Below are 23859 nucleotides of genomic sequence, written 5' to 3'. Positions count from 1 at the left end.
AGCGGGGGGTGCCCGGTCCCGCCGCCGGTGCGGTGGCGGGACCGGGCGGCGACTCAGAAGTCGAAGTCGTCGATGTTGTCGGCGTTGAACACCGTCGGCTCGCCCAACACGACCTCGCCGTCGGCGCCGATCTCGTACTCGCCGAGGTCACCGGCGGTGAAGGTCTCGCCCTCGGCACCGGTGATCTGGCCGGCGGCCAGCGCGGCACCGGTGTAGGCGGCGAGGTACCCGAGGTCCTCGGGGTTCCAGAGGGCGAAGGCGGTGACGGTGCCGTCCTGCACGAACTCGCGCATCTGGTTCGGGGTGCCCAGACCGGTCAGTGCGACCTGGCCCTTGTACTCCGAGCCGGACAGGTAACGCGCCGCGGCCGAGATGCCCACGGTGGTCGGCGAGATGATGCCCTTGAGGTCCGGGTAGGTCTGCAGCAGACCCTGGGTCTCCTGGAAGGACTTCTCGTCCTCGTCGTCGCCGTACACCGTCGCCACGATCTCCATGTCCGGGTACTCCGAGGCGGCGTACTCGGTCATGAGCTCGATCCAGGCGTTCTGGTTCGTGGCGTTGGCCGTCGCCGAGAGGATCGCGACCTGGCCTGCGCCGCCGATCTGCTCGGCCATGAGGTCGATCTGCGCCTCCGCGATGCCCTCGGGGGTCGCCTGGTTGATGAAGACGTCGCGGCACTCGGGCGAGGTGTCGGAGTCGAAGGTGACGACGCTGGCGCCGCCGCTGCGCGCCTGGTCCAGGGCGCTGCAGATGGCGTTGGGGTCGTTGGCCGAGGTGAGGATGACGTCGGCGCCCTGCTGGGTCAGCGTGTTGATGTAGCTGACCTGCGAGGAGGCGCTGGCCTCGGACGGGCCGACCTGGGTGAACTCGCCCTCGATCTCACCGGCGGCCCGCTCGGAGCCGGTGGCGGCAACGTCGAAGTAGGGGTTGTTGAGCTGCTTGGGCAGGAAGGCGATCGCGAGGTCCGCGGGGATCTCGGCGTCGGGGTCGGCGGAGGCTCCGGCCGAGTCGCCGCCGGAGCCGCTCCCCTCGTCCTCGCCACGGGTGGTGCCACCGCAGGCGGCGGTGGTCAGCACCATGGCGGCCACCGCCACGCCGGTCAGGCCGCCGCGCAGGCGGCGACTGGTCAGGAACAGCGACATCGGGTCCCTCTCTTCGGGTGGGTGGAGTGGTGGTGCGGTGGAGCTGAGGTGGTGCGGTGGTGCGGTGGTGCGGTCCGGGGAGGTCAGGTCGGGGCGGGGCGGCGTCGCCGGCCCTTGACCCGGGCGGCGACCTGCGGCGCGACGACGGCGGTGATCAGCAGCACGCCGGTCACGATGTTGAGGACGTCGGAGGGCACGTTGACCAGCTGCAGGGCGTTGCGCACCGAGGCCAGCAGCAGGGCGCCGGCGATGACGCCGAGCAGGCCGCCGGAGCCGCCGAAGATCGACACCCCGCCGAGCAGGATCGCCGCGATGACCTGCAGTTCCAGACCCGTCGCGTTGTCGGCGCGGGCACTGCCGTAGCGCAGCGTCCAGTAGAGGCCGCCGAGCGCGCTGACCACGCCGGTGACGACGAACAGCCAGAGCTTGGTGCGGCCGACGTCGATGCCGCTGAAGCGCGCGGCGTCCTCGCTGTTGCCCATCGCGTAGAGCGAGCGGCCGACGGGGGTGGCGTGCAGGACCACGCCGGTGATCGCCATGAGCACCAGCAGCGGGACCACCACGGTCGGGATGCCGGTGGAGCCGATCGAGCTGATCGCCCACGTGGTCCAGGCGCGCGGGAAGTCCGCCACCGCCTGGTCGCCGAGGACGACGAAGGCCAGGCCGCGGTAGAGCGCCAGCGTGCCGATGGTGACCGCCAGCGAGGGCAGTCCGAGGCGGGTCACCAGGAACCCGTTGACCGCGCCCAGCACCGCGCCGAGGACGAGCACCAGCGGGACGATCGCCTCCAGCGGCAGGCCCACGATCCACAGCTGGCCCATGACCGCGCTGGACAGGCCCACGGTGCTGGCCACCGACAGGTCGATCTCGCCGGTGACCACCACCAGCGTCAGCGGCAGGGCGATGAGCGCGATGACGACGACGTCGAGGAGCAGGAAGCCGGCGTTGCGGGTCGACGCGAAGCCGTCGACCGAGAACGCCGCGATGACGAGGAAGAGGACGAGGAACGTGGTGATGACACTGCCCGAGGGCAGGGTCAGCCCGCGGCGGGCGGGCGCGGCGGCCGCCGGGGCGGCCGGTGCGGGTGCGGTGTCGACGGTCATCGTCGTGCGCTCCTCCCCCGGAGACGGGCGGCCAGGCGCAGCTGCAGCGCCCGGTCCAGTGCGATGGCGGCGAGGATCAGCGCACCGACGGCGGCGTCCCGCCAGAACGGGTCCAGGCCCAGCTGCGGGAGCGCGGTGCCGATCGTGGTGAGCAGCAGCGCGCCGAGCGCGGCGCCGTAGACCGAGCCGCTGCCGCCGAAGATGGCGACCCCGCCGACGACCGCGGCGGCCACGACGAACAGCTCCTGCCCGGTGCCGGCGGTGGTGTCCAGCGTCTGGAACCGGGCGGCGTAGAGGACGCCGGCCAGCCCCGCGAGGGCGCCGTTGACGACGAAGGCGGTGAGCACGCGCTTGCCGACGGGGATGCCCGAGAGCCGCGCGGCCTCCGGTGCCGAGCCGATGCCGTAGAGCTCGCGGCCGCTGCGGAACGTGCGCAGGTAGTAGCCGACCAGCACCACGACGACGACGGCGACGAGGAACAGCACCGGGACGCCGAGCAGCCGGGCGCCGCCGAGGGACTTGAACCCGCTGGGCAGGTCGGCGGCGTTGATCTGCAGCCGGTCGGAGCTGGAGGCCCACAGCGAGTCCAGCCCGCGGAAGGCGTACAGCGTGCCGAGGGTGACCACCAGGGAGGGCACCCCGGCGACGGCGACGATCGCACCGTTGAGCAGGCCGCACACCGCGCCGACCGCCATGCCGGCGAGCACCACGACGACCACCGGGGTACCGGGCGCGACCACCATCAGCGTGCCCGAGGCGTAGGCCGACAGGCCGAGCACCGAGCCGACCGAGAGGTCGACGTTGCGGGTGATGATCACCATCGTCTGCCCGGCGGCGAGCACGGTGAGGATCGCGGCCGACAGCAGCAGGTCACGGACGTTCTGTCCGGACAAGAAGCGCGGGTTGGCGATCACCGTGGCCACGACCAGCAGCACCAGCGCGGCGAGGATGCCGAGCTCGCGTACGACGACCAGGCGCTGCACCAGCGCCCCGCCGCGGCGGCCGCTGCGCTCGGGGCCGGCGAGCTCCTCGGGCAGCGGCGCCGCCGGCTGCTCCGTCAGCGGCGCGCTCACCGGGCCACCTCCGCGATCGAGCTGCCCTGGCCGGTCGCGGCCAGCATCACGCTGTCCTCGTCGGCGCGGGCACGGGGGATGTCGTCGACGAGGCGGCCCTCGGAGACGACGAGGACGCGGTCGGCCATGCCGAGGACCTCCGGCAGCTCGCTGGACACCATGACGACGGCGAGGCCCTCGGCCGCGAGCTGCGACAGCAGCCGGTGCACCTCGGACTTGGTGCCGACGTCGATGCCGCGGGTGGGCTCGTCGACGATCAGCACCGTGGGCTCGGTCGACAACCACTTGGCCAGGACGACCTTCTGCTGGTTGCCGCCGGAGAGCGTGGACACCGGGTCGGAGAGCTTCCCGGCCTTGACCTGCAGCCGCTTCGACCACTCGGCCGCCTCCGCCCGCTCGGTGCGGGAGCTGAGCAGCCCGCCCTTGGCGAGCTCCCAGCGCCGGGTGAGCGTGGCGTTCCGCTCGACGGAGAGCTCCATGACCAGGCCCTGCTGGCGGCGGTCCTCGGGGACCAGCGCGATGCCGGCGGCCATGGCCGCGGCCGGGTCGCCCTTCTTGAGCGCCTTGCCGGACACGCGGACGGAGCCGGCGTCGTAGGGGTCGATGCCGAAGACCGCGCGGACGATCTCGCTGCGGCCGGCGCCGACCAGCCCGGCCAGCGCCACGATCTCGCCGGCCCGCACGTCGAAGGAGACGTCGGAGAAGACGCCGCGGCGGGTCAGGCCGCGCACCTCGAGCACGACCTCGCCGGGCTCGACCTCGGTCTTGGGGAACAGCGAAGAGACCTCGCGGCCGACCATGCGGCGGACCACCTGGTCGACGGTGAGGTCGCGGGCGAGGTCGGTGGAGACCCACTGCCCGTCGCGCATGACGGTGATCCGGTCGCAGAGGTCGAACACCTCGTCGAACCGGTGGGAGATGAACAGCACGGCGGCACCGGAGGCGCGCAGCGACCGGGCGACGGCGAACAGCCGCTCCACCTCGACGCCGGACAGCGCGGCGGTGGGCTCGTCCATCACCAGGACCCGCGCGTCGAAGGACAGGGCCTTGGCGATCTCGACCATCTGCTGGTCGGCGATCGACAGGCCGCGTGCGGGGCGGTCGGGGTCGAGCGCGACGCCGAGCCGCTCGAACAGCGCCCGGCAGCGCTCGGCCAGCCCGCGGCGGTCGATGCGGCGACCGGACAGCAGCGGCTGGCGGCCCATGAAGATGTTCTCCGCGACCGACAGGTCGGGGAACAGCGTGGGCTCCTGGTAGATGACCGCGATGCCGGCGGCCCGCGCGGCGGCGGGGTCGGCCAGCGTCACCGGCTGTCCGTCGAGCAGCACGCGGCCGGTGTCGGGGCCGTGCACGCCGGCGAGGACCTTCACGAGCGTGGACTTGCCGGCACCGTTCTCGCCGACCAGCGCGTGGGCCTCCCCCGCGCGCAGCTCGAGCTGTGCGCCGCGCAGCGCGGCGACCGCGCCGAAGCTCTTCCCGACGTCCTCGAGGGCCAGCACCACGGTGCCGTCCCCACTGCCGGCCGCCGGCGGCGCCGATGGCACCGGGGCGTGGTCCACGACGACCACCTCCGTTGTGAAACGATTCAGACGACCTGTGGCGCAGACCATAGGGCGGCGTTCCGAGACGTGTCAACGCCCGGATCCGCCGCTATGCGCGTGTTTGACACGTTTCAGTCTTCCGGCGACCATCGGTCCCGGACGGTGTCCCCCGGCACCACACCTGCGCGAGGAGGACGCCGTGCCCGCGAGCATCCGCGACGTCGCCGAGCACGCCGGCGTCTCGGTCGGGACGGTGAGCAACGTCCTCAACCGCCCCGAGCTGGTCAGCGACCACACCCGCGAGCGCGTGCTCGACGCCATCGCCGCGCTCGGCTTCGTGCGCAACGAGTCGGCCCGCCACCTGCGCGCCGGGCACAGCCGCACGATCGGCCTGGTCGTCCTCGACATCGCCAACCCGTTCTTCACCGACGTCGCCCGCGGCGTGGACGACGTCGTCGACCCGGCCGGCCTCGCGGTGATCCTGTGCAACTCCGACGACCGCCCGGAGAAGGAGTCCGCCCACCTCGACGTGCTCGCCGAGCAGCGGGTGCAGGGCGTGCTCATCACCCCGACCGCGGAGCTGTCCCCGCACCTGGACTCGCTGCGCCGTCGCGGGATCCCGGTCGTGCTGGTCGACCGGCGCGCACCCACGCCCGACCAGTGCTCCGTCGCCGTCGACGACGTCCTCGGAGGCCGGCTGGCCGCCGAGCACCTGCTCGAGCGGGGGCACCGGAGGATCGCCTTCATCGGCGGTGCGTCGGGCCTGCCGCAGGTGCAGGAGCGGCACGCGGGCGTCGTCGCCGCCGTCCGGGAGGCCACCGGGGACGAGGACGCCCTGCTGGTCCTCTCTCCCGAGCACCTCACCGTCGCCGGCGGCCGCGAGGCCGCGGCCCGCATCGTCGGCCTGCCCGCGGCCCGCCGGCCCACCGCCGCGGTCTGCGCCAACGACCTGCTGGCCCTCGGCGTGCTGCAGGAGATGGTCCGCCAGGGCGTGCGGGTGCCCGACGACTTCGCCATCGTGGGCTACGACGACATCGACTTCGCCGCGGCCGCCGCGGTGCCGCTGACCTCGGTGCGCAAGCCGCGCGCGGCCCTGGGGTCGCGGGCCGCCGAGCTGCTGCTGGACGAGGCGCGCGGCGAGGGGCACGCGCACGTGCAGGAGGTCTTCGAGCCCACGCTGGTGGTCCGCGAGTCGAGCATGGTCTTCCGGGACCGGGAGGGAGCCGCCCCGTGAGGGTCGCCCTGTTCGCCACCTGCCTGGTGGACACGATGGTGCCGCAGGTCGCCCGCGCGACGGCGACGCTGCTGGAACGGCTCGGCCACGAGGTGGTCGTGCCGCCCACGCAGGCCTGCTGCGGGCAGATGCACGTCAACACCGGCTACCGGCGCGAGGCGGTGCCGATCGTGGCCAATCACGTGCGCGCCTTCACCGGTGCGGAGGCCGTCGTGGCGCCGTCGGGGTCGTGCGTCGCGTCGATCCAACACCAGCAGGCGATGGTCGCCCGCCGTGCCGGGGAGCACGCGCTGGCCGACGAGGCCGAGGCGCTGGCCGCGCGCACCCACGAGCTGTCGCAGTTCCTGGTCGACGTCCTCGGTGTCACCGACGTCGGCGCGTACTACCCGCACCGGGTCACCTACCACCCGACCTGCCACTCGCTGCGCCTGCTGCGCGTCGGCGACCGGCCGCTGCAGCTGCTGCGCGCCGTCCGCGGCCTGGACCTGGTGGAGCTGCCGGGCGCGGAGTCCTGCTGCGGCTTCGGCGGCACCTTCGCGGTCAAGAACGCCGACACCTCGACGGCGATGCTGACCGACAAGATGGCGAACGTGCTGTCCACGCACGCCGAGGTCTGCACCGCCGGCGACTCCTCGTGCCTGATGCACATCGGCGGCGGGCTGTCGCGACTGCGCTCGGGCACGCGCACGGTCCACCTGGCCGAGATCCTCGCCTCGACGGAGGAGAACGTGTCCCCCACCCAGACCACCGCCCCCGCGGTCCCCGCGTGACGACGACGCCGCAGGACGCCCGCGCCGAGCCGACGCCGCTCGCGCCCGGCGCCCCCCGTTCCGGGACGACGTTCCTCGGCCTGCCGACCGCACCCCGGGGCGTGGGCCACCTGCGCGGGACGCAGTCCTTCCCCGACGCCGCCCGCACGGCGCTGCGCGACGGGCAGCTGCGCGCCAACCTCGGCCGCGCCACGACGACGATCCGCGGCAAGCGCGCCGCCGTCGTCGCCGAGGTGCCGCACTGGGAACAGCTGCGCCAGGCCGGCAAGGCGCTCAAGGCCGCCACCATGGCCCACCTCGACGAGCACCTCGAGGAGCTCGAGCGGCAGGTCACCGCGCGCGGCGGGACCGTGCACTGGGCGCGCGACGCCACCGAGGCCAACCGCATCGTCACCGAGCTGGTGCGGGCCACCGGCAGCGACGAGGTGGTCAAGGTCAAGTCGATGGCCACCCAGGAGATCGGCCTGAACGAGGCGCTCGAGGCCGCCGGCATCGAGGCGATCGAGACCGACCTGGCCGAGCTGATCGTGCAGCTGGGCGAGGACTCCCCCAGCCACATCCTCGTGCCGGCCATCCACAAGAACCGCTCGGAGATCCGCGAGATCTTCCGCCGCACCATCCCCGGCGTCGACCCCGGCCTGACCGACGAGCCGCGGCAGCTGGCCATGGCCGCCCGGACGCACCTGCGCGAGCGGTTCCTGCGGGCCCGGGTCGCCGTCAGCGGGGCGAACTTCGCCGTCGCCGAGACCGGCACGCTCGCCGTCGTCGAGAGCGAGGGCAACGGCCGGATGTGCCTGACGCTGCCCCAGACGCTGATCACCGTCATGGGCATCGAGAAGGTCGTGCCGCGCTGGGAGGACCTCGGCGTCTTCCTGCAGCTGCTCCCCCGCTCCTCCACCGGTGAGCGGATGAACCCCTACACGTCGACGTGGGCCGGCGTGACCCCCGGCGACGGGCCGCAGGAGTTCCACCTCGTGCTGCTCGACAACGGCCGGACGGCGGTGCTCGCCGACGAGGTGGGCCGCGAGGCGCTGCACTGCATCCGGTGCTCGGCCTGCCTCAACGTCTGCCCGGTGTACGAGCGCGCCGGCGGGCACGCCTACGGCTCGGTCTACCCCGGCCCGATCGGCGCGGTGCTGTCACCGCAGCTCACCGGCGTCGAGGACAACGCCTCGCTGCCGTACGCGTCGTCGCTGTGCGGCGCCTGCTACGACGTCTGCCCGGTGGCCATCGACATCCCGTCGATCCTGGTGCACCTGCGCGCCGAGCACGTCGAGGCGCAGACGCGGCCCACCGCCGAGTCGGTCGCCTTCCGCGGCCTGTCCCGGGTGATGAGCAACCCGCGGCTGTGGCACCTCGCCCAGCGCGCCGCCGGGCTCGGCCGCTTCCTGTCCCGCGGGAGGCCGACGCTGCCCGCGGTGCTGCCACCGCCGGTCAGCGCCTGGACCCGCACCCGCGACCTGCCCACCCCGCCGGGGAAGTCGTTCGTGCAGCAGTGGACCGAGGAGCACCGGAGGTGAGCGAGCTCGCGAGCTCACCCATGGACACAACAGCGCCGCGAACGCGGCCGACGAGCTCCAGCGAGGAGGTCACGTGAGCGCCCGTGACGAGGTGCTCGGCCGGATCCGGACGGCGCTCGGCGAGCAGCGCCCGCAGGTCGCCGTCCCGCCGGTCCCGGGCCCGCGCTCGCTCGCCCCCGCCGAGCTGCTCCACCTGCTCGCCGAGCGGGTGGAGGACTACCGCGCCACGGTGCTGCGCTGCACGCCCGACGAGGTCCCGGCGACCGTCGTGCGCGGGCTGGACCTGGCGCTGGGCGCGGGCTGGGAGCCCGCCGACGTCGTCGTCGCCCCCGGGGTCCCGGCCGCCTGGCGGCCCTCCGGCGCCCCGGAGGACGACGGCCGGCCGGCCGTGCAGCTGGCCGCCTTCGCCGCGACGCTGACCGGCGTGGCGACGGCGGTGGCCGAGACGGGCACCCTCGTCCTCGACGGCTCGCCGCTGTCGGGACGGCGGGCGCTGTCGTTGCTGCCCGACGTGCTGGTGTGCGTCGTCGAGGCCGCCCAGGTGGTCCCCGACGTGCCCGACGCGCTGGGCCGGCTCGACCCGCTCGCCCCGCTGACGATGGTGAGCGGCCCCTCGGCGACGTCGGACATCGAGCTGCAGCGCGTCGAGGGCGTGCACGGCCCCCGGACCCTGGTCGTCGTCCTCGCCGGCTGAGCCCCCGGCGGGGGTGGTGCGCCGCGTGTCGACCTGCGGTCGTCCCGCGCCTGGAGACAGCAACAGGTCGACGTGCGGCGGCCGCTCAGAGGGGCTCGGGGTACTGCGCGATCACCGCGGGCATGTCGAGCGCCCGGACGGTGGCGATGAGCAGGTCGACCGAGTCCGCCGGCATCCAGCCGGGCTCGGCGAACACGAGCACACCGTCGCGGTAGACCCTCAGCGTGGGCGCCGAGCGCACCCCGAGCTCGGCGGCCAGCGCCTCCTCGGCCCGGGTGTCGACGGCGGTGAACACCAGGTCCGGGTGCCGCGCCGCAGCGGCGTCCAGCAGCGCGGTGAACGCGCGGCTCGAGCCCGAGGCCGACGAGCGGAAGTCGACCACCACGATGCCCGGGGCCGACACCACCCCGGCGAAGTCGGCCGCGGTCAGGATCCTCACGAGACACCTCCCGTCCCCGGCCAGTGTGGACCCGACGCCGGTACACCGCGGGGTGTCGCGGACGGCGCCCACCACGGGTCAGCCGCCGGTCCAGGCGCTCCGGCGTCCGGCGTCGGGGTCGGCCACCACGCGGGTCGTCGCGTCGAACAGCGCGGTGCACCGGGTGGCCGGCTCGTACGGCGGCCACCCCTCGAGGACGCCGACGGCCGGCGTCCCGCCGCGGACCAGCGAGAGCACCGAGTCGTGCAGCGCCGCGGTGACCGCGAGGTCGGCCGGGCCCATCGGAGCCGCCGGGCGACCGAGCAGCGGCCGCTCGACGAACCGCGGCGGGTGCGCCCACAGGGAGGCGTTGTCCGCCCCGTGGGTCGGGCCGAGCCGGTCGAACGGCGGCAGGGACGGCGCGTGGTCCCAGCGGCTCAGCCACGCCCGGCCGCCCGCGGCCGCCTGCGCCTCGGCCAGCCGCCACGCCGGCCGCAGCCACATCTCGTCGGTGAGCAGCGCCTGCAGCGGGTCCTCCCCGGGCCGCGCCGTCGCGCCGTAGACGCCGAGCAGCCGGTCGAAGGCCTCGTCCCCGACGTGCCCCCGTGCCACGGCCGCCGCCTCCTCGGCTCCGCTCTGCAGGAACACCGTCATCTCGTCGCGGCAGGAGCCCAGCCACAGGGCGGTCCCCCGCAGGTCGCCCCGGGCCGCCACGTCGACCGGCCGCCCGGGCAGGACGGCGCCGTCCACGACGGGTCCCCAGAAGACGCCACCGAGGTGGTCGCGCCGGCTGGCGGCGGCCGCCTCCCGCGCGGCGGCCAGCACGGCCTCGGCCGGCAGGTCGCGCAGCCGCGCCCGGTCGGTCCGCGGCACGCCGAGCCGCGTGAGCACCCGGCCGGCGACCTCGGCGCTCTCGGCCGGCTCCTGCGGCGGTCCGCCGATCGAGAAGGCGATCGCGGCGCGGGCGCGGCGCCCGGCCGGCGTGGCCAGCAGCGCACAGACGAGGCTCGCCCCGGCCGACTGACCCACGAGCGTCAGCCGGTCCGGGTCCCCGCCGAAGCCGGCGACCTCCCGCTGCACCCAGTCGAGCGCGGCGAGCAGGTCGGTCATCGCCGGGCTGGGCTCGGGGTCGTCCGCGGTGCCGAGCTGGAGGAAACCGAGCGGGCCGAGCCGGTAGGAGACCGCGACGACGACGACCGGGCCGGCCGCGGCGAGCACCGAGCCGTCGTAGTCGGCCGCCGCGCCGGTCCGGAAGGCCCCGCCGTGCACCCAGAACAGCACCGGCAGCGGGCCGTCGGCCTCCGCGGGGGCGTACACGTCGAGGGTCAGGCAGTCCTCGACGCCCACCCGGGTGCCGTCCGGCAGGTACTGGACCCCCACCGGGCCCGGACGCGTGCCGTCGAGGGGATCCCGCCAGGACGGCGCGGCTCCGGCACCGCCGAAGCGCTCGGCGCGGGCGTAGGGGACGCCGCGCCAGCTGCGGACGCCGTCCTCCAGCCGGCCGGCGACCGGGCCGGATCCGGTCACGACGAGGGTGCGGGCCATGCGGCTCCTCCGGGTGGGACGGCAGCGGGCCCCGGCCGTCGGCCGGGGCCCGCTGGACGGGTGGGTCAGGCGTCGACCAGGGACCGGTCCCGCGGGAGGGCGTCCCTGCTCCCGAGCTGCTCCAGCGGCACGTGCGCGGTCTCGCGGGCGGTGAGGGCGCACAGCCCGGCGACGAGAGCGGCGCCGGCGGTCAGGAACGCGACCGGCAGCCAGCCGTTCGGTCCCTCACCCACGATCGCGGTGGCGATCACCGGCGAGAAGCCGCCGAGGGCGAACCCGACCTGGGTGCCGATCGCCATGCCGGAGTAGCGGACCCGGGTGTCGAACATCTCGCCGTAGAGCGAGGGCCAGATGCCGTTGGCGGCCGAGTAGAAGACGCCGGACAGGAGGATGCCGAACACGAAGACCAGCGCCACGTTGCCCTGCTGGAGGGCCCACAGGAAGGGGAAGATCGCCACGGCGGAGCCGATGGCACCGAAGGCGAACACCGGACGGCGGCCGATCCGGTCCGACAGCCGGGCCCAGAGCACCAGCGTGCCGAGCGCGATCAGGTTGGCCAGGACGACCATCCACAGCAGGGTCGAGCGCTCCATGCCGATGGCGTCGCTCGTGCCGTGGGCCAGGGCCCAGGTGCCGACGATGGTGCTGACCACCGAGACCAGCGCGCACAGGACGACGCGCAGCACCGAGGCCCAGTGGTCGCGGAACAGGACGGCGACCGGCAGCTTCGCGACCTCGTGCTCCTCGCTGGCCCGCTCGAACTCGGGCGTCTCGGGCAGCGAGCGGCGGACCCAGTAGCCGACCGCGACGACGGCCGCGGAGAGGAAGAAGGGGATCCGCCAGCCCCAGCTGAGGAACTGGTCCTCCGGCAGCAGCGCGAAGGGGATGAAGACCAGGTTGGCGAGGATCAGGCCCGCCTGGGTGCCCACGAGCGTGAAGCTGGTGAAGAAGCCGCGGCGGCCCTCGGGCGAGTGCTCCAGCGTCATGGAGTTCGCCCCGGCCTGCTCGCCGGCGGCGGAGAGCCCCTGCGCGACCCGCAGGATCACCAGCAGGATCGGCGCGGTGACCCCGATGGCGGCGTAGGACGGCAGCGCGCCGATGAGGAAGGTCGAGACCCCCATCAGGAGCAGGGTGAGCACGAGCATCCTCTTGCGGCCGACCTTGTCCCCGAAGTGGCCGATGACGACGGCACCCAGCGGCCGGGCGACGTAGGCGACACCGAAGGTCGCCAGGGACAGCAGCGTGCCCGTGGTGGGGTCGGTGTCGGGGAAGAACACCTTCGGGAAGACCAGGCCGGCGGCGGCGCCGTAGATGAAGAAGTCGTAGTACTCGAGCATGCTGCCGACGAAGCTGGCGATGGCGGCCTTGCGCGGTGTGCGCTGGTGCGTGTGCGCGCCGGGCGCGGGGGTCGGGCTCATGTCGGTCTCCTGGGGAGGCGCGGCGGCATCGATCTCGTCGTGCCGGTGATCGGCCGGGCGGGGCCCGGGGTGGTCAGCGGTGCGTCGGTGCGGTGCTGGTGGCGCCCGGCCGGGTCTGCGTCCGGACGCCTGACCGGCTCCCTGTGCGGGCCGGTCCGGCTTCCCAGTGGCGGCTTATGTACCAACTGGTTACGTACCAGATGGTGAGGTGATCGGCGTCACCGTGTCAAGCGGGCAGGTGGGAGCCGGTTCAGTGCGCGGTGAGGTGGGCGACGACGAGGTCGCCGAGCAGCCGCCGCTGGTGCTCGCGCCGGGCAGGGTCGAGCATGTCGCGGCCGAAGATGGCGCCGAACGTGTGCCGGTTTGCCGTGCGGAAGACGCAGAACGCGCTGATCACCTGGTGCACGTCGAGGGCGTCGACGTCGTCGCGGAAGAGCCCGGCGTCCCAGCCGCGCTCGAGGATCCGCCCCAGCACGTCCAGGGCCGGGTTGGCCAGCCCGGACAGCGCCTCGGAGCGGGCGATGTGCTCGGCGCGGTGGATGTTCTCGATGCTCACCAGCCGGATGAAGTCCGGGTGCGCCTCGTGGTGGTCGAAGGTCAGGCCGGCCAGCTCCCGGATCGCCTCGACCGGGTCGAGGTGCTCGACGTCGACCTGCTGCTCGAGACCGCGGATCCGGCTGTAGGCCTGCTCGAGGACCGCGACGTAGAGCTGCTCCTTGCCGCCGAAGTAGTAGTAGATCATCCGCTTCGTCGTGCTCAGCTTGTCGGCGATCTCGTTGATGCGGGCCCCGGCGTAGCCGCGGTCGGCGAACTCGGCGGTGGCCACGGCGAGGATCTCGGCGCGGGTCCGGTCCGCGTCGCGCGTCCGCTCGGGCACCGCGCGGACACCCCCGGCGTCGTCCCCGGACTGCTGCGCGGCCACACCGGGAGCCTAGGTCGCCTACCGTGCTCCCCTGCGGGGACGTGGTGGCCGTGCTTCCGCCCGAGGCTGGCGGACCGCCGCCGGATGTGGTCCCCTGGGACAACTCACCAGTTGGTACATGGATCGGGGGCGGGCGATGGCGTCCGACGCGCAGAGCTTCCTCGTCGGCCTCGTCGGCACCGGGATCGGCCCGTCGCTGACCCCGCCGATGCACGAGCGCGAGGCCGACGCGCTGGGTCTGCGCTACCTCTACCGGCGGCTGGACCTCGACCTGCTGCAGCGCCCGGGGACGGCGATCGGTGAGGTCCTGGCCGCCGCGCGACTGACCGGTTTCGACGGACTCAACGTCACGCACCCGTGCAAGCAGCTGGTCATCCCGCACCTCGACAACCTCTCCCCTGACGCCGAGGCGCTCGGGGCGGTCAACACCGTGGTCCTGCGGGACGGGCGCGCCGTCGGGCACAACACCGACTGGTCGGGGTTCGCCCGCGCCTTCGACCGCGGGCTGCCCGACGCGGGCATCGAGGACGTCGTCCTGCTGGGCGCCGGAGGCGCGGGGGCCGCCGTCGCCCACGCGCTGCTGAGCCTCGGCGCCGGCCGGCTCACCGTCCTCGACGTCGACGCACGCCGCGCGGACGACCTGGCCGGCGCGCTCCGTGGACGCTTCGGCCCGACCCGCGCCGGCGGCGGCGACCTGAGCGGCCTGGAGGAGGCACTGGCGGGTGCCGACGGGCTGGCGCACGCCACCCCGACCGGCATGGCCGCGCACCCGGGACTCCCCCTGCCGGCCGACCTGCTGCGGCCGGAGCAGTGGGTGGCCGACATCGTCTACCGCCCGCTGGAGACCGAGCTGGTCCGGACCGCCCGGGCGCGCGGTTGCCGCGTCCTCGACGGCGGCGGCATGGCCGTCTTCCAGGCCGTCGACGCGTTCCGGCTGTTCACCGGCGTGGAGCCCGACGCCGGGCGGGTGCTCGCGCACTTCGCCGAGCTGGTGGCCGGCCCGGGACCCGACGTCCGTGTCGGCTGAGCCGCTCCGGCGGGCGGTCGCCACCGTCTGCCTGTCCGGGACCCTCGAGGACAAGCTCGCCGCGGCCTCGGCCGCCGGCTTCGGCGGGATCGAGGTCTTCGAACCCGACCTGGTCGCCTCGCCGTGGTCGCCGGCCGAGCTGGCCGCCCGGTGTGCGGACCTCGGGCTGTCGATCGACCTGTACCAGCCCTTCCGCGACCTCGACTCCACCGACCCCGCCCGGTTCGACCGCAACCTGCGCCGTGCCGAGGCGAAGTTCGACGTCATGGCCGCGCTCGGTGTCGACACCGTCCTCGTCTGCTCGTCGGTCGCGCCCGACGCCGTCGACGACGCCGACCTGCTGGCCGAGCAGCTGGCGACCGCGGCGGCCCGCGCCGGCGAGCGCGGGCTGCGGATCGCCTACGAGGCGCTCGCCTGGGGCCGGCACGTGTCGACCTGGGAGCGGTCGTGGGACGCCGTCCGCCGGGCCGACTCCCCTGCCCTGGGGCTGTGCCTGGACAGCTTCCACGTGCTCTCCCGCGGTGGGGACCCGGCCGGCTTCGCCGCCGTCCCCGGCGAGAAGCTGTTCTTCCTGCAGCTGGCCGACGCGCCGCACCTGCAGATGGACGTGCTGCAGTGGAGCCGCCACCACCGCCTCTTCCCCGGCCAGGGCGCCTTCGACCTGCCGCGCTTCGTCGGGTGCGTGCTCGCCGCCGGGTACACCGGTCCGCTGTCGCTGGAGGTCTTCAACGACGTCTACCGGCAGGCCGACCCGGCCCGGACCGCGGTCGACGCGATGCGGTCGCTGCAGTGGCTCGAGGAGGCCCTCGCGCTGCGCCGTCCGGACGCCGGGCTCCCGCTGCCGCCGGCCGCGCCGGCGTTGACCGGGTGGTCGTTCACCGAGCTCGCCGTCGACGGGGTCTCCGGGCCGCAGCTCGCCGGCGTCCTGGACGCGCTCGGGTTCGCGCACACCGGCCAGCACCGCTCGAAGCCGGTGCAGCTCTGGGAGCAGGGCCGCGCGCGGGTGCTGCTCAACGCGTCGGTGGTCCGCCCCGCGGGACCCGGCGTGGCCTCGGTCGCGGCGCTGGGCCTGGAGAGCGCCGACCCGCAGCGCTCGGCCGCGCGCGCCGAGGCGATGAGCGCGCCGGTCCTCCCCCGGACCCGCGGCGCCGCCGAGGCCGAGCTGTCGGCCGTCGCCGCCCCCGACGACACCCAGGTCTTCTTCACCCGTACCGGACCCGACGGCTGGCCGGCCGACTTCCTGCCCACCGGGCGCCCCCCCGGACCGGGCACCGGCATCACCGGGATCGACCACGTCGGGCTCACCCAGCCCTTCGACGCCTTCGACGAGGCGGGGCTGTTCTACCGGGCGGTGCTGGGGCTGGACCCGCAGGAGGTCACCGAGCTGGCCGCGCCCTTCGGCCTGGTGCGCACCCGGGCGGTGACCGGTCCGGACCGGGCCGTTCGGCTCACGCTGTCGGTGTCGGCGCTGCGCCGTGGCGGGTGGGCCCCCGGCGTCCCCGAGCCGCAGCACGTCGCCCTGGCCACCGACGACCTGGTGGCCACCGCCCGGGCACTGCGCGCGGCCGGTGCGCCACTGCTCTCGATCCCGGCCAACTACGCCGACGACCTGGCAGCGCGGGTCGACCTGCCCGACGACCTGCTGGCCGCCGTCCGCGAGCACGGGCTGATGTACGAGGAGGACGCCCACGGCGGCTACCTGCACCTCGCCACCGACGTCCTCGGGGACCGCGTCTTCCTCGAGGTCGTGCAGCGCCTCGGCGGCTACGACGGCTACGGCACCACCGACGCACCGGTGCGCATGGCAGCCCACCGCCGCCGGCGCCAGGCGCTGTCCACCGGGGGGCGGTGACCGTGCACGCCCCCAACCGGCTCGCGGTCCACCAGTCGCTGGTCCACCCGCACGACGTGCTCGAGCTCACCGCCGTGCTCCCGGGCACCGGGTGGCACTCGGTCGGGCTGCACGTCGGCGGCACCGCGGAGGCCGAGCCGTGGTGGCACGGCGGCGCGGGGGAGCACAACCTCGCCCGGCTGGTGCCGCTGCTGCTCGAGACGCGGGTCACCGTGCTCGACGTCGGCCGGGTGCAGCTGGGTGCCGGGCTGCCCCGCGACGACGTGCACGCCCACCACGGGCGGGTGCTCGACCTCGGGGCCCGGTTCGGCGCCCGCTACGTCACCGCGCGCGTGACCGCGGACCTCCCGCCGGCACGGCGGGCCGACGTCTTCGGACAGCTGGCCGACCAGGCCCGCCCGTACCGGCTGGTCCCGCTGCTCGCGCCGGTCCCGGCCGACCGTCCCGACCTCGTCGACGACGCGGTCGCAGTCGTCACCCCGAGCGGCGGAGGCGTCGTGCTCGACGTCCCCGTCGGGTCCTGCACGCCCGGCGGGGTCGAGGCGGTCGTCGACGCCCTGGGCGACGCGCTGGGCTACGTCCGGCTCAGTGCCCGGCAGGTGGTCGCCGCCGGGGACGACGCCGCCGGCCTGCTCGCCACGCTGCCGCCGCACGTCCCGGTCGCCCTCGGCGGGGACGACTCGGCCGGCTTCGTGCACGACGACGTCGCGACCCGGCTCACCGACCTGCACGGCCGTGTGGATGCCCTGCTCGAGCACCCGCGGGCCCGCGCCCGCCGCCTCGGGGGACCCTGAGCCGGTCCGGGGATCGTCGGGGCACCACGCACCTAGCATCGGGGGATGCAGTCCGTCGACGCCCTCCCGGCCGGCACCGATCCGGACGTCCCCGATCCACTGGCCCTCGAGCGCCAGGTGTGCTTCGCGCTGTCGGTCGCCGCGCGCAACGTCGTCGCCGTCTACCGGCGGTTCCTGGAGCCGATGGGGCTGACCCACCCGCAGTACCTCGTGATGCTGGCGCTGTGGCAGCACGGCCCGCGGTCGGTCAAGGACCTCTCCCGGCTCCTGCAACTGGACCCCGGCACCCTCTCGCCGCTGGTCAAGCGGCTGGAGTCGGCCGGCCTGGTCCGCCGCGACCGCGACCCGCGGGACGAGCGGGCGCTGGCCATCGCCCTGACCGACCGGGGACGCGCGCTGCGCGCCCGGGCCGAGGCCATCCCGGCCGGGATCGTGGAGAACCTCGGGATGCCGCTCGAGGAACTGCAGGCCCTGCACGGCGCCCTGACCCGGGTCATCGAGGCCTCCCAGTCCGCGATGGAGACCGACACGACACCGTGATTGGTGCCCCAATCATTGGTGTACCCAGCATCACTGGCGTAGACAGGAGCCATGCAGCCCGACCAGGAAGTCCCACCGCGGGTGCGCCCCGGTCCCCTGCGGTGGATCGCCTACGCGATGGGCGCCGGGTTGCCCGAGCGGCACCGGACCTGGGTCCTGTACGACACGACGACGCGCACGTGGGTGTGGCGGCACGTGGTGCGCACGTTCGTCCAGCTCGCCGTCCCGATCGCGCTGGTCCTGCTGCTGGTCCCGGGTGCCTTCTGGATCCGCGCGATGGCCGCACTCGGCGGGTTGATCCTCGGGATGGCCTTCTCCCTCGCCTACATGACCGAGGCGGTGGAGAACCGGGTGAAGAAGGCCGGGTACGCCCCCGGCTCGGCGCAGGCGGTGCGCGACCTGGCCGGCCGGGAGCGCGAGGCCCTCGACTCCGAACGGCGGCGGGCCGCGGCCGCGAAGCGGGCGGTCAGGTACCGCGACCGCCGCAACCGCTGAGGCACACGCCCCGCGCCGACCTGCGGATCCGCGGGTGAGCGCTGCCGTACCCTCCGTACCCGGCGCCCGGAACGAGGGGGCCGGGACGGAGCCGGAGTGAGTGGACCCAGCGAGGACGGGGCCGTCGACGCCGAGCGCGACCGCTACCGCTTCCTCGCCGAGGTCACCGAGTCGCTGACGCACAGCCTCGACGCCGGGACCGCCGCCGACCAACTGGCCCGCCTGGTGGTCCCGCGCCTGGCCGACTGGGCGACCGTGACCGTCCTCGCCGCCGACGGCGCACCGGGCAGTTCCGCCCGCGCGCACCGCGACCCCGACCGCCTCGCCGACGTCGACACCTACCTCGCCGGCCGGATCACCGCGCCGCGCGATCACGACGCCCTCGCCGCCGTCCTGCGCGACGGGGAGCCGGTGCACCTGCGCGCCGTCGAGCCGGACCTGGGGCCCGAGTCGCTCCCGGAGGGCCCGGTGCGCGGCGCGTGGGAGCGGCTGGACCCCCGGTCGAGCCTGTTCGTCCCGCTGCAGGCCCGCGGCTCGGCGTTCGGCGTCCTGTCGCTGGTGCGCTGCGGGGACCGGCCGCCGGCCGGGCCGGACGACGTCGCGTTCGCCGTCGACGTCGCCCGCCGCGGAGCGCTGGCGCTGGACAACGCCCGCCTCTACGGCCGGCAGCAGCGCGTCGCCGAGACGCTGCAGCACAGCCTGCTCACCCCGCCGACGCAGCCCGCGGGCCTCGAGGTCGCCGTCCGCTACCGGCCCGCCGTCTCCCAGGACCTGGTCGGCGGCGACTGGTACGACGCGTTCGACCGGCCCGACGGCGCGACCGTCCTGGTCATCGGCGACGTCGCCGGCCACGGGGTGGAGGCCGCCGCGGCGATGGCCCAGCTGCGCAGCGCCGTCCGGACGCTGGCCTACGACTCCCCCGAGGGCCCGGCCGGCACGCTCGACCGGGTCGACCGGGTGCTCGCCGGCCTGCACGTCGGGACGCTGGCCACCGCGCTGATCGCCCACCTGCTGCCGCCCCCGGACGGCGCACCGGGTCACCTGCTCCGCTGGTCGTCGGCCGGTCACCTGCCGCCGCTGGTGCTCGGCGCGGACGACAGGGTGCGGCTGCTCGCGACCCGGCCCGAGCGGCTGCTGGGCGCCGACGAGTTCGCCGTGCGCAGCGACCACGAGACGGCCCTCTGCCCCGGCGAGACGCTGGTGCTGGTCACCGACGGGCTGGTCGAGGTCGGCCGGCAGGGCATCGACGAGGGACTCGCGGCCGCCGCCCGGGCGCTGTCCGGGCTCGCCGGACTGTCGGCCGACGCGGTGTGCGACCGGCTGCTGGCCCGCGTGCTCCCCGAGCGCACCGACGACGACGTCGCCGTGCTCGCCGTCCGCGTCCTCCCCTCGTAGCACCCGTCGCCCCGTCCGGCACGCACTCGCCGCGTGTCGACCCGCGGCCGTCTCAGGCCGCGGGGGACGACCGCAGGTCGACGACGGGCGCCCGCACCCCTCAGGCCCAGAAGGCGCGGATCTCCTCGGCCACCCGCTCGGCCTGGGCGCGGCCGGCGCGGGCACTTGGCTCGCGGGTGGCGGGGTCGAGCGGGTTGGTGCCGAAGGCCTGCACCGCGGTCCCGTCGGCGAGCACCAGGTGTGCCTCGCCGTCGCGGCGCAGCGCGGCCATCTCGTCGTCCAGCGAGGGGCCGAGCGGGCTGCCGGCGATCCCGGCCATCGGCGCGACGACGAGCACCGTGTCGCAGCCGGCGGCGAGGTCGGCGTTGGTGGCCGAGCGCATGCCGCCGTCCATGAACCGCCGTCCGCCGATGGTGATCGGCGGGTAGACGGCGGGCACCGCGCACGAGGCGGCGACGGCGTCCAGCAGCGGGAAGCCGGTGTCGCGGTCGACGGCGAGGAACTCCCCGTCGGCGGTGTCGACGACGGTCAGGACGAGCCGCTGCGCGGGCCACTCCGGCGTCCCGATGCGCCCGCCGATGACCGCCCGGCGCTCCGACTCCGGCATCGTCTGCGCCCGCAGCGCGAGCGCGCCGATCCGGGCCCGCGCGTCCTGCTGCCCCGTCGCGCCGGCCAGGGCGGCCGCGACGCCGGCGAAGAAGGCCGCGCCGTCGAACGGCACGGCCCGCTCGGTGGCCGGCACCGGGCCCAGCTGCGCCTCGTAGAGCTCCTCGAGGTCGGAGCCGGTGCGCAGCAGGGTGCCCACGATCGAGCCGGCCGAGGTGCCCACCACGAGGTCGGCGTCGCGGAGGTCCACGCCGGAGGCGGCCAGCCCGGACAGCAGGCCGATCTCCCACGCGATCCCGGCGATGCCGCCGCCGCCGAGGACGAGTGCGCGACCCACCTCAGAACTCCGAGACGCCGGCGTCGACGGCCATCTCGTGCGCGGTGACGTAGCGGGACTCGTCGGAGGCGAGGAACAGGACGACGTCGGCGACGTCCTCGGGCTGGGTGACCTGGACGGGCAGCAGGTTGCTGAACATGGGCGCCAGTCTCGGGTCACCGGCCATCGCCGCGCCCAGGGTGGCCTGCATGTCGCCCTCGCCCATCGGCGTCGCGACGCCGGTCGGGTGCAGGCTGTTGACCCGGATCGAGTGCTTGGCCAGCTCGGTGGCGAAGGCCTTGGCCATGCCGCGCACGGCCCACTTGCTGGTCGTGTAGTGGACCATGAACGGCTGCACCTTGAGCCCCGCCGCCGAGCTGACCAGCACGATCGAGCCGCCGGCCGAGGCCAGGTGCGGCGCGGTGGCCATGACGGTGTTCCACACGCCGGTCACGTTGACGTCGAGGGTGTTGGCGAAGACCTCCGGCGCGACCTGGTCCCAGGGGCGCGGGCTGCAGATGCCGGCGTTGGCGACGACGACGTCGAGACGGCCCAGCTCGGCCACGCCGCGGCCGGCGGCCTCCTTCAGCCCGGCGAGGTCGCGGACGTCGACGACGGCGGACACCGCGCGGCGGTCCTGCGCCTCGACCTGCCGCACCGTCTCGTCGAGGTCCTCCTCGCTCGCGGACGGATACGTGACGTCGGGCAGCTGCCCGCAGACGTCGACCACCACGACGTCGGCGCCCTCCGCCGCCAGCCGGACGGCGTGCGCCCGGCCCTGCCCCCGTGCCGCGCCCGTGACCAGCGCGACCTTGCCCTCGACCCGTCCTGCCACTGCTGCCTCCTCGACCGGCTGTATGACGCGGGTCACGGTAGGAGTAGTTTGCACTCAGTGCAAGGTCCTAGGGTCGACGCCGTGACGCAGTCCGCGCGGGAGGCCTCCCGCCTGGCCACCTGGCGGGCGCTGCGCGAGGCGACGGTCCGGCTGGTCACGGAGCGCGGCTTCGCCGCGGTCACCGTCGACGACGTGGCCGCGGCCGCCGGCACCTCCCGCCGGACGTTCTTCAACTACTTCCCCACCAAGACCGCGGCGCTGTTCGACCCCGATCCCGAGCTGGCCGGCCGGCTGGAGCGCCTCACCGAGGAGGCACCGGTCACCGGCGACCCGTGGGCGGACCTGCGGTGGATCTGCGCGTCGTTCGTGCGGTGGGGTCCGCCGGACACGCTGGTCGTCTACCGCCTCGTGGCGGCGTCCGGGGAGCTGCGTGACTACCCGGTGCAGGTGCACCGGCACGTGGAGACCGCGCTGGAGGCCTGGGCGTCCCGGCGCTTCCCTGACGACCCGCTGGGTGCGCGCCTGCTGTCCGCGACGGCGGGTGCGGCGCTCGGGGTGGCGTTCCTGACCTGGGACCCGGCCACGCCGGCGGAGGAGTTCGTGCGCCTGACCGACCGGGCACTGGCCGCGGTGACCGTGCGCCGGCCGGGGACGGAGGAGACGTGACGGGGATGCCGCCAGGGCTGGCCGACGAGGCGGCCGCCGCACTCGGGGAGGACGAGGCCGACGCCTTCCTGGCGCGGGCGGGCCTGGTCCTGCCCGACGTCGCCGCCGCTCTGGAGCGCCTCTACGGCGACCGGGCCGGCGACCTGCTCGGCCGGGCGCTGCGCACCGCCCTGCAGGCCGCCGCCGAGCGGCCCACGGCGCTGCGCCGGCTGGACCGCCGCCGCGAGATCGACCCGGGGTGGTTCCAGTCGCCGCGGGTGCAGGGCTACGTCTGCTACGTCGACCGCTTCTGCGGCACCCTGCGCGAGTTGCCCGGGAAGCTGGACCACCTCGAGGCGCTGGGCACCACCTACCTGCACCTCATGCCGCTGCTGCGCCCGCGCGAGGGCGAGAACGACGGCGGGTACGCGGTGGCCGACTACCGCGCCGTCGACCCCCGGCTGGGCACCATGGCCGACCTCGAGGCGGTGGCCGCGACGCTGCACGGGCGCGGCATGAGCCTGTGCATCGACCTGGTCCTCAACCACACCGCCCGCGAGCACCGGTGGGCGCGGGGCTGGCTGGCCGGCGACCCGGCGTACGCGGGCTTCTACACCGCCTTCCCCGACCGGCAGCTCCCCGACGCCTACGACGCCACGATCCCCGAGGTCTTCCCCGACCGGGCGCCGGGCTCGTTCAGCTGGGTGCCCGAGGCCCTCGGCGGCGCCGGCGGCTGGGTGTGGACGACGTTCTGGCCGTACCAGTGGGACCTCGACTACACCAACCCCGAGGTGACGCTGGCGGTGCTCGGCGAGATCACCTGGCTGGCCAACCGCGGCGTCGACGTCTTCCGCATGGACGCCGTCCCGTTCATGTGGAAGCGGCTGGGCACCACTGGCCAGAACCTGCCCGAGGCCCACGTCCTGTTGCAGCTGCTGCACGCGCTGACCCGGGTGGCAGCTCCCGGGGTGGTGTTCAAGGCCGAGGCGATCGTCGCCCCCGACGACCTGGTGCAGTACCTCGGCGCGCACGAGCGCTACCGGCCCGAGTGCGAGCTGGCCTACCACAACCAGCTCATGGTGCTGCTGTGGAGCAGCCTGGCCACCGGCGACGCCCGGCTGGCCCGCCAGGCGCTGGGCCGGATGCGGCCGATCCCGCCGGCGACCACCTGGTGCACCTACGTCCGCGGGCACGACGACATCGGCTGGGCGGTCACCGACGCCGACGCCGCCGCGGTCGGTCTCGACGGGTTCGCCCACCGCCGGTTCCTCAACGACTTCTACTCCGGCCGCTTCGTGGGCTCCTTCGTCGCCCGCGGCGCGCTGTTCCAGGAGAACGAGGCCACCGGCGACGCCCGGATCTCGGGGACGACGGCGTCGCTGTGCGGCATCGAGGACGCCCTCGACCGCGGCGACGACGCGGCGCTCGAGGCGGGCCTGCGCCGGCTCGGGCTGCTGTACGCGGTGGTCTACGGCTTCGGCGGCATCCCGCTGCTCTACTCCGGCGACGAGCTGGCCCAGCGCAACGACGCCGGTTACCTCGCCGACCCCGCGCTCGCCCCGGACAACCGGTGGATGCACCGCCCGCCGCTGGACTGGGCCGCCACCGCCCGCGCCGGCGACCCGCGCAGCCTCGAGGGCCGGGTGACGGCGCTGGTGCGCCGGCTCGCCGATGCCCGGCGGGGACAGCCCGCGCTCGCCGGCGGCACGGAGTCCGAGGTGGTCGACGCCGGCAGCGACGCCGTCCTGGTCTGGCGCCGCCGGCACCCGCGCGGCGGCACGTTCGTCGGGCTGGCCAACGTGAGCGCGCGGCCGCAGACCGTGGACGCCGACACCGTCACCGGCTTCGGCACCTTCCCGTGCGTCGCCGGCAGCGACGGCGCCCTGCCGGTCGAGGACGGCCGGCTCGTCGTCCCCGGGCTCGGCTGGGCCTGGTACGCCGAACCCTGACCCACTCCACAGGAGGACACGTGGC

At 75.0% G+C, this 23859-nt stretch carries 22 protein-coding genes; 12 read left to right on the top strand and 10 right to left on the bottom strand.

The genetic code is table 11. From position 1 onward, the window contains the following. Positions 1 to 53: 53 nt before the first annotated feature. From rhaS to BM414_RS16830, 4 genes are all read right to left on the bottom strand, one after another. Entirely contained in the window at positions 54 to 1142 is a 1089-nt protein-coding gene (rhaS, locus tag BM414_RS16845; RefSeq protein WP_093581109.1) for a rhamnose ABC transporter substrate-binding protein, read from the bottom strand. Positions 1143 to 1225: 83 nt separating this feature from the next. After that, a complete protein-coding gene (locus BM414_RS16840; RefSeq protein ID WP_093581107.1) occupies positions 1226 to 2245 on the bottom strand; it encodes an ABC transporter permease in 1020 nt (339 codons plus the stop codon). After that, a complete protein-coding gene (locus tag BM414_RS16835; protein ID WP_217644771.1) occupies positions 2242 to 3318 on the bottom strand; it encodes an ABC transporter permease in 1077 nt (358 codons plus the stop codon). Before BM414_RS16835 ends, BM414_RS16840 begins: the two co-directional genes overlap by 4 nt. Continuing rightward, positions 3315 to 4877, bottom strand: coding sequence for a sugar ABC transporter ATP-binding protein (locus BM414_RS16830; RefSeq protein WP_217644770.1), 1563 nt, complete (start codon positions 4875 to 4877; stop codon positions 3315 to 3317). The genes BM414_RS16835 and BM414_RS16830 overlap by 4 nt, the downstream gene beginning before the upstream one ends. A 181-nt stretch (positions 4878 to 5058) precedes the next feature. On the opposite strand from BM414_RS16830, the gene BM414_RS16825 reads away from it, so the two are divergent. The 4 genes from BM414_RS16825 to BM414_RS16810 all read left to right on the top strand — a co-directional run bounded on the left by BM414_RS16825 (position 5059) and on the right by BM414_RS16810 (position 9077). Beyond that, complete coding sequence (locus tag BM414_RS16825; protein WP_217644769.1) at positions 5059 to 6093, top strand: LacI family DNA-binding transcriptional regulator; 1035 nt, start codon at positions 5059 to 5061, stop codon at positions 6091 to 6093. Beyond that, positions 6090 to 6863 (top strand): (Fe-S)-binding protein, encoded by a 774-nt coding sequence (locus BM414_RS16820; protein ID WP_093581103.1) that lies wholly within the window; start codon positions 6090 to 6092, stop codon positions 6861 to 6863. Before BM414_RS16825 ends, BM414_RS16820 begins: the two co-directional genes overlap by 4 nt. Continuing rightward, a complete protein-coding gene (locus BM414_RS16815; protein ID WP_093581101.1) occupies positions 6860 to 8383 on the top strand; it encodes a LutB/LldF family L-lactate oxidation iron-sulfur protein in 1524 nt (507 codons plus the stop codon). Before BM414_RS16820 ends, BM414_RS16815 begins: the two co-directional genes overlap by 4 nt. A gap of 73 nt (positions 8384 to 8456) precedes the next feature. Then, a complete protein-coding gene (locus tag BM414_RS16810) occupies positions 8457 to 9077 on the top strand; it encodes a LutC/YkgG family protein (protein WP_093581099.1) in 621 nt (206 codons plus the stop codon). Positions 9078 to 9162: 85 nt separating this feature from the next. Here the strand turns inward: BM414_RS16810 and BM414_RS16805 are convergent, their stop codons facing one another. The 4 genes from BM414_RS16805 to BM414_RS16790 form a co-directional block, all read right to left on the bottom strand. Continuing rightward, complete coding sequence (locus tag BM414_RS16805) at positions 9163 to 9516, bottom strand: thioredoxin family protein (protein ID WP_093581097.1); 354 nt, start codon at positions 9514 to 9516, stop codon at positions 9163 to 9165. 78 nt (positions 9517 to 9594) lie between these two features. After that, positions 9595 to 11040 carry a carboxylesterase family protein gene (locus BM414_RS16800; RefSeq protein WP_093581095.1) on the bottom strand — a complete coding sequence of 482 codons (1446 nt, stop codon included), beginning with the start codon at positions 11038 to 11040 and terminating at the stop codon, positions 9595 to 9597. A 65-nt stretch (positions 11041 to 11105) separates the two neighbouring features. Continuing rightward, the gene (locus BM414_RS16795) at positions 11106 to 12458 is read right to left on the bottom strand and encodes an MFS transporter (RefSeq protein WP_093581093.1); all 1353 of its coding nucleotides are present in this window, start codon (positions 12456 to 12458) and stop codon (positions 11106 to 11108) included. Between the two features lie 250 nt (positions 12459 to 12708). Then, complete coding sequence (locus BM414_RS16790) at positions 12709 to 13380, bottom strand: TetR/AcrR family transcriptional regulator (protein ID WP_217644768.1); 672 nt, start codon at positions 13378 to 13380, stop codon at positions 12709 to 12711. Between the two features lie 136 nt (positions 13381 to 13516). Between BM414_RS16790 and BM414_RS16785 the strand changes: the two genes are divergently transcribed. The 6 genes from BM414_RS16785 (at position 13517) to BM414_RS16760 (ending at position 19483) form a co-directional block, all read left to right on the top strand. Continuing rightward, positions 13517 to 14407, top strand: coding sequence for a shikimate dehydrogenase (locus tag BM414_RS16785; RefSeq protein ID WP_093581091.1), 891 nt, complete (start codon positions 13517 to 13519; stop codon positions 14405 to 14407). Beyond that, a complete protein-coding gene (locus BM414_RS16780) occupies positions 14397 to 16259 on the top strand; it encodes a bifunctional sugar phosphate isomerase/epimerase/4-hydroxyphenylpyruvate dioxygenase family protein (protein ID WP_093581089.1) in 1863 nt (620 codons plus the stop codon). Before BM414_RS16785 ends, BM414_RS16780 begins: the two co-directional genes overlap by 11 nt. Then, positions 16256 to 17053, top strand: coding sequence for a hypothetical protein (locus BM414_RS16775; RefSeq protein WP_139245912.1), 798 nt, complete (start codon positions 16256 to 16258; stop codon positions 17051 to 17053). Before BM414_RS16780 ends, BM414_RS16775 begins: the two co-directional genes overlap by 4 nt. 45 nt (positions 17054 to 17098) lie before the next feature. Next, positions 17099 to 17593 carry a MarR family winged helix-turn-helix transcriptional regulator gene (locus BM414_RS16770; RefSeq protein ID WP_093581085.1) on the top strand — a complete coding sequence of 165 codons (495 nt, stop codon included), beginning with the start codon at positions 17099 to 17101 and terminating at the stop codon, positions 17591 to 17593. A 51-nt stretch (positions 17594 to 17644) separates the two neighbouring features. Next, on the top strand, positions 17645 to 18088 hold the full coding sequence (locus BM414_RS16765) for a DUF5313 family protein (RefSeq protein ID WP_093581083.1): 444 nt from the start codon (positions 17645 to 17647) through the stop codon (positions 18086 to 18088). Positions 18089 to 18184: 96 nt separating this feature from the next. Continuing rightward, positions 18185 to 19483 carry a PP2C family protein-serine/threonine phosphatase gene (locus tag BM414_RS16760; protein WP_093581081.1) on the top strand — a complete coding sequence of 433 codons (1299 nt, stop codon included), beginning with the start codon at positions 18185 to 18187 and terminating at the stop codon, positions 19481 to 19483. Between the two features lie 100 nt (positions 19484 to 19583). Here BM414_RS16760 and BM414_RS16755 read toward each other — a convergent pair whose 3' ends face one another. Both BM414_RS16755 and BM414_RS16750 read right to left on the bottom strand, forming a co-directional pair. Next, entirely contained in the window at positions 19584 to 20426 is an 843-nt protein-coding gene (locus tag BM414_RS16755; RefSeq protein ID WP_093581079.1) for a patatin-like phospholipase family protein, read from the bottom strand. Between the two features lies 1 nt (position 20427). Then, complete coding sequence (locus BM414_RS16750) at positions 20428 to 21240, bottom strand: mycofactocin-coupled SDR family oxidoreductase (RefSeq protein WP_093581077.1); 813 nt, start codon at positions 21238 to 21240, stop codon at positions 20428 to 20430. 81 nt (positions 21241 to 21321) lie between these two features. Here BM414_RS16750 and BM414_RS16745 point away from each other — a divergent pair, with 81 nt between their 5' ends. Then, the gene (locus BM414_RS16745) at positions 21322 to 21906 is read left to right on the top strand and encodes a TetR/AcrR family transcriptional regulator (protein WP_093581075.1); all 585 of its coding nucleotides are present in this window, start codon (positions 21322 to 21324) and stop codon (positions 21904 to 21906) included. Between the two features lie 5 nt (positions 21907 to 21911). Then, positions 21912 to 23834 (top strand): alpha-amylase family protein, encoded by a 1923-nt coding sequence (locus tag BM414_RS16740; protein WP_093581268.1) that lies wholly within the window; start codon positions 21912 to 21914, stop codon positions 23832 to 23834. Positions 23835 to 23859 lie beyond the last annotated feature (25 nt).

Source organism: Geodermatophilus amargosae, from assembly GCF_900116515.1.
GTDB classification, from domain to species: Bacteria; Actinomycetota; Actinomycetes; order Mycobacteriales; family Geodermatophilaceae; genus Geodermatophilus; species Geodermatophilus amargosae.
This window is presented reverse-complemented; position numbering and strand designations above follow the sequence as displayed.

What these genes read in the sequence shown, in the direction of transcription:
- rhaS (WP_093581109.1), bottom strand. Translation starts at nt 1,142, where the DNA reads ATGTCGCTGTTCCTGACCAGTCGCCGCCTGCGCGGCGGCCTGACCGGC.
- BM414_RS16840 (WP_093581107.1), bottom strand. Translation starts at nt 2,245, where the DNA reads ATGACCGTCGACACCGCACCCGCACCGGCCGCCCCGGCGGCCGCCGCG.
- BM414_RS16800 (WP_093581095.1), bottom strand. Translation starts at nt 11,040, where the DNA reads ATGGCCCGCACCCTCGTCGTGACCGGATCCGGCCCGGTCGCCGGCCGG.
- BM414_RS16795 (WP_093581093.1), bottom strand. Translation starts at nt 12,458, where the DNA reads ATGAGCCCGACCCCCGCGCCCGGCGCGCACACGCACCAGCGCACACCG.
- BM414_RS16785 (WP_093581091.1), top strand. Translation starts at nt 13,517, where the DNA reads ATGGCGTCCGACGCGCAGAGCTTCCTCGTCGGCCTCGTCGGCACCGGG.
- BM414_RS16770 (WP_093581085.1), top strand. Translation starts at nt 17,099, where the DNA reads ATGCAGTCCGTCGACGCCCTCCCGGCCGGCACCGATCCGGACGTCCCC.
- BM414_RS16765 (WP_093581083.1), top strand. Translation starts at nt 17,645, where the DNA reads ATGCAGCCCGACCAGGAAGTCCCACCGCGGGTGCGCCCCGGTCCCCTG.
- BM414_RS16740 (WP_093581268.1), top strand. Translation starts at nt 21,912, where the DNA reads ATGCCGCCAGGGCTGGCCGACGAGGCGGCCGCCGCACTCGGGGAGGAC.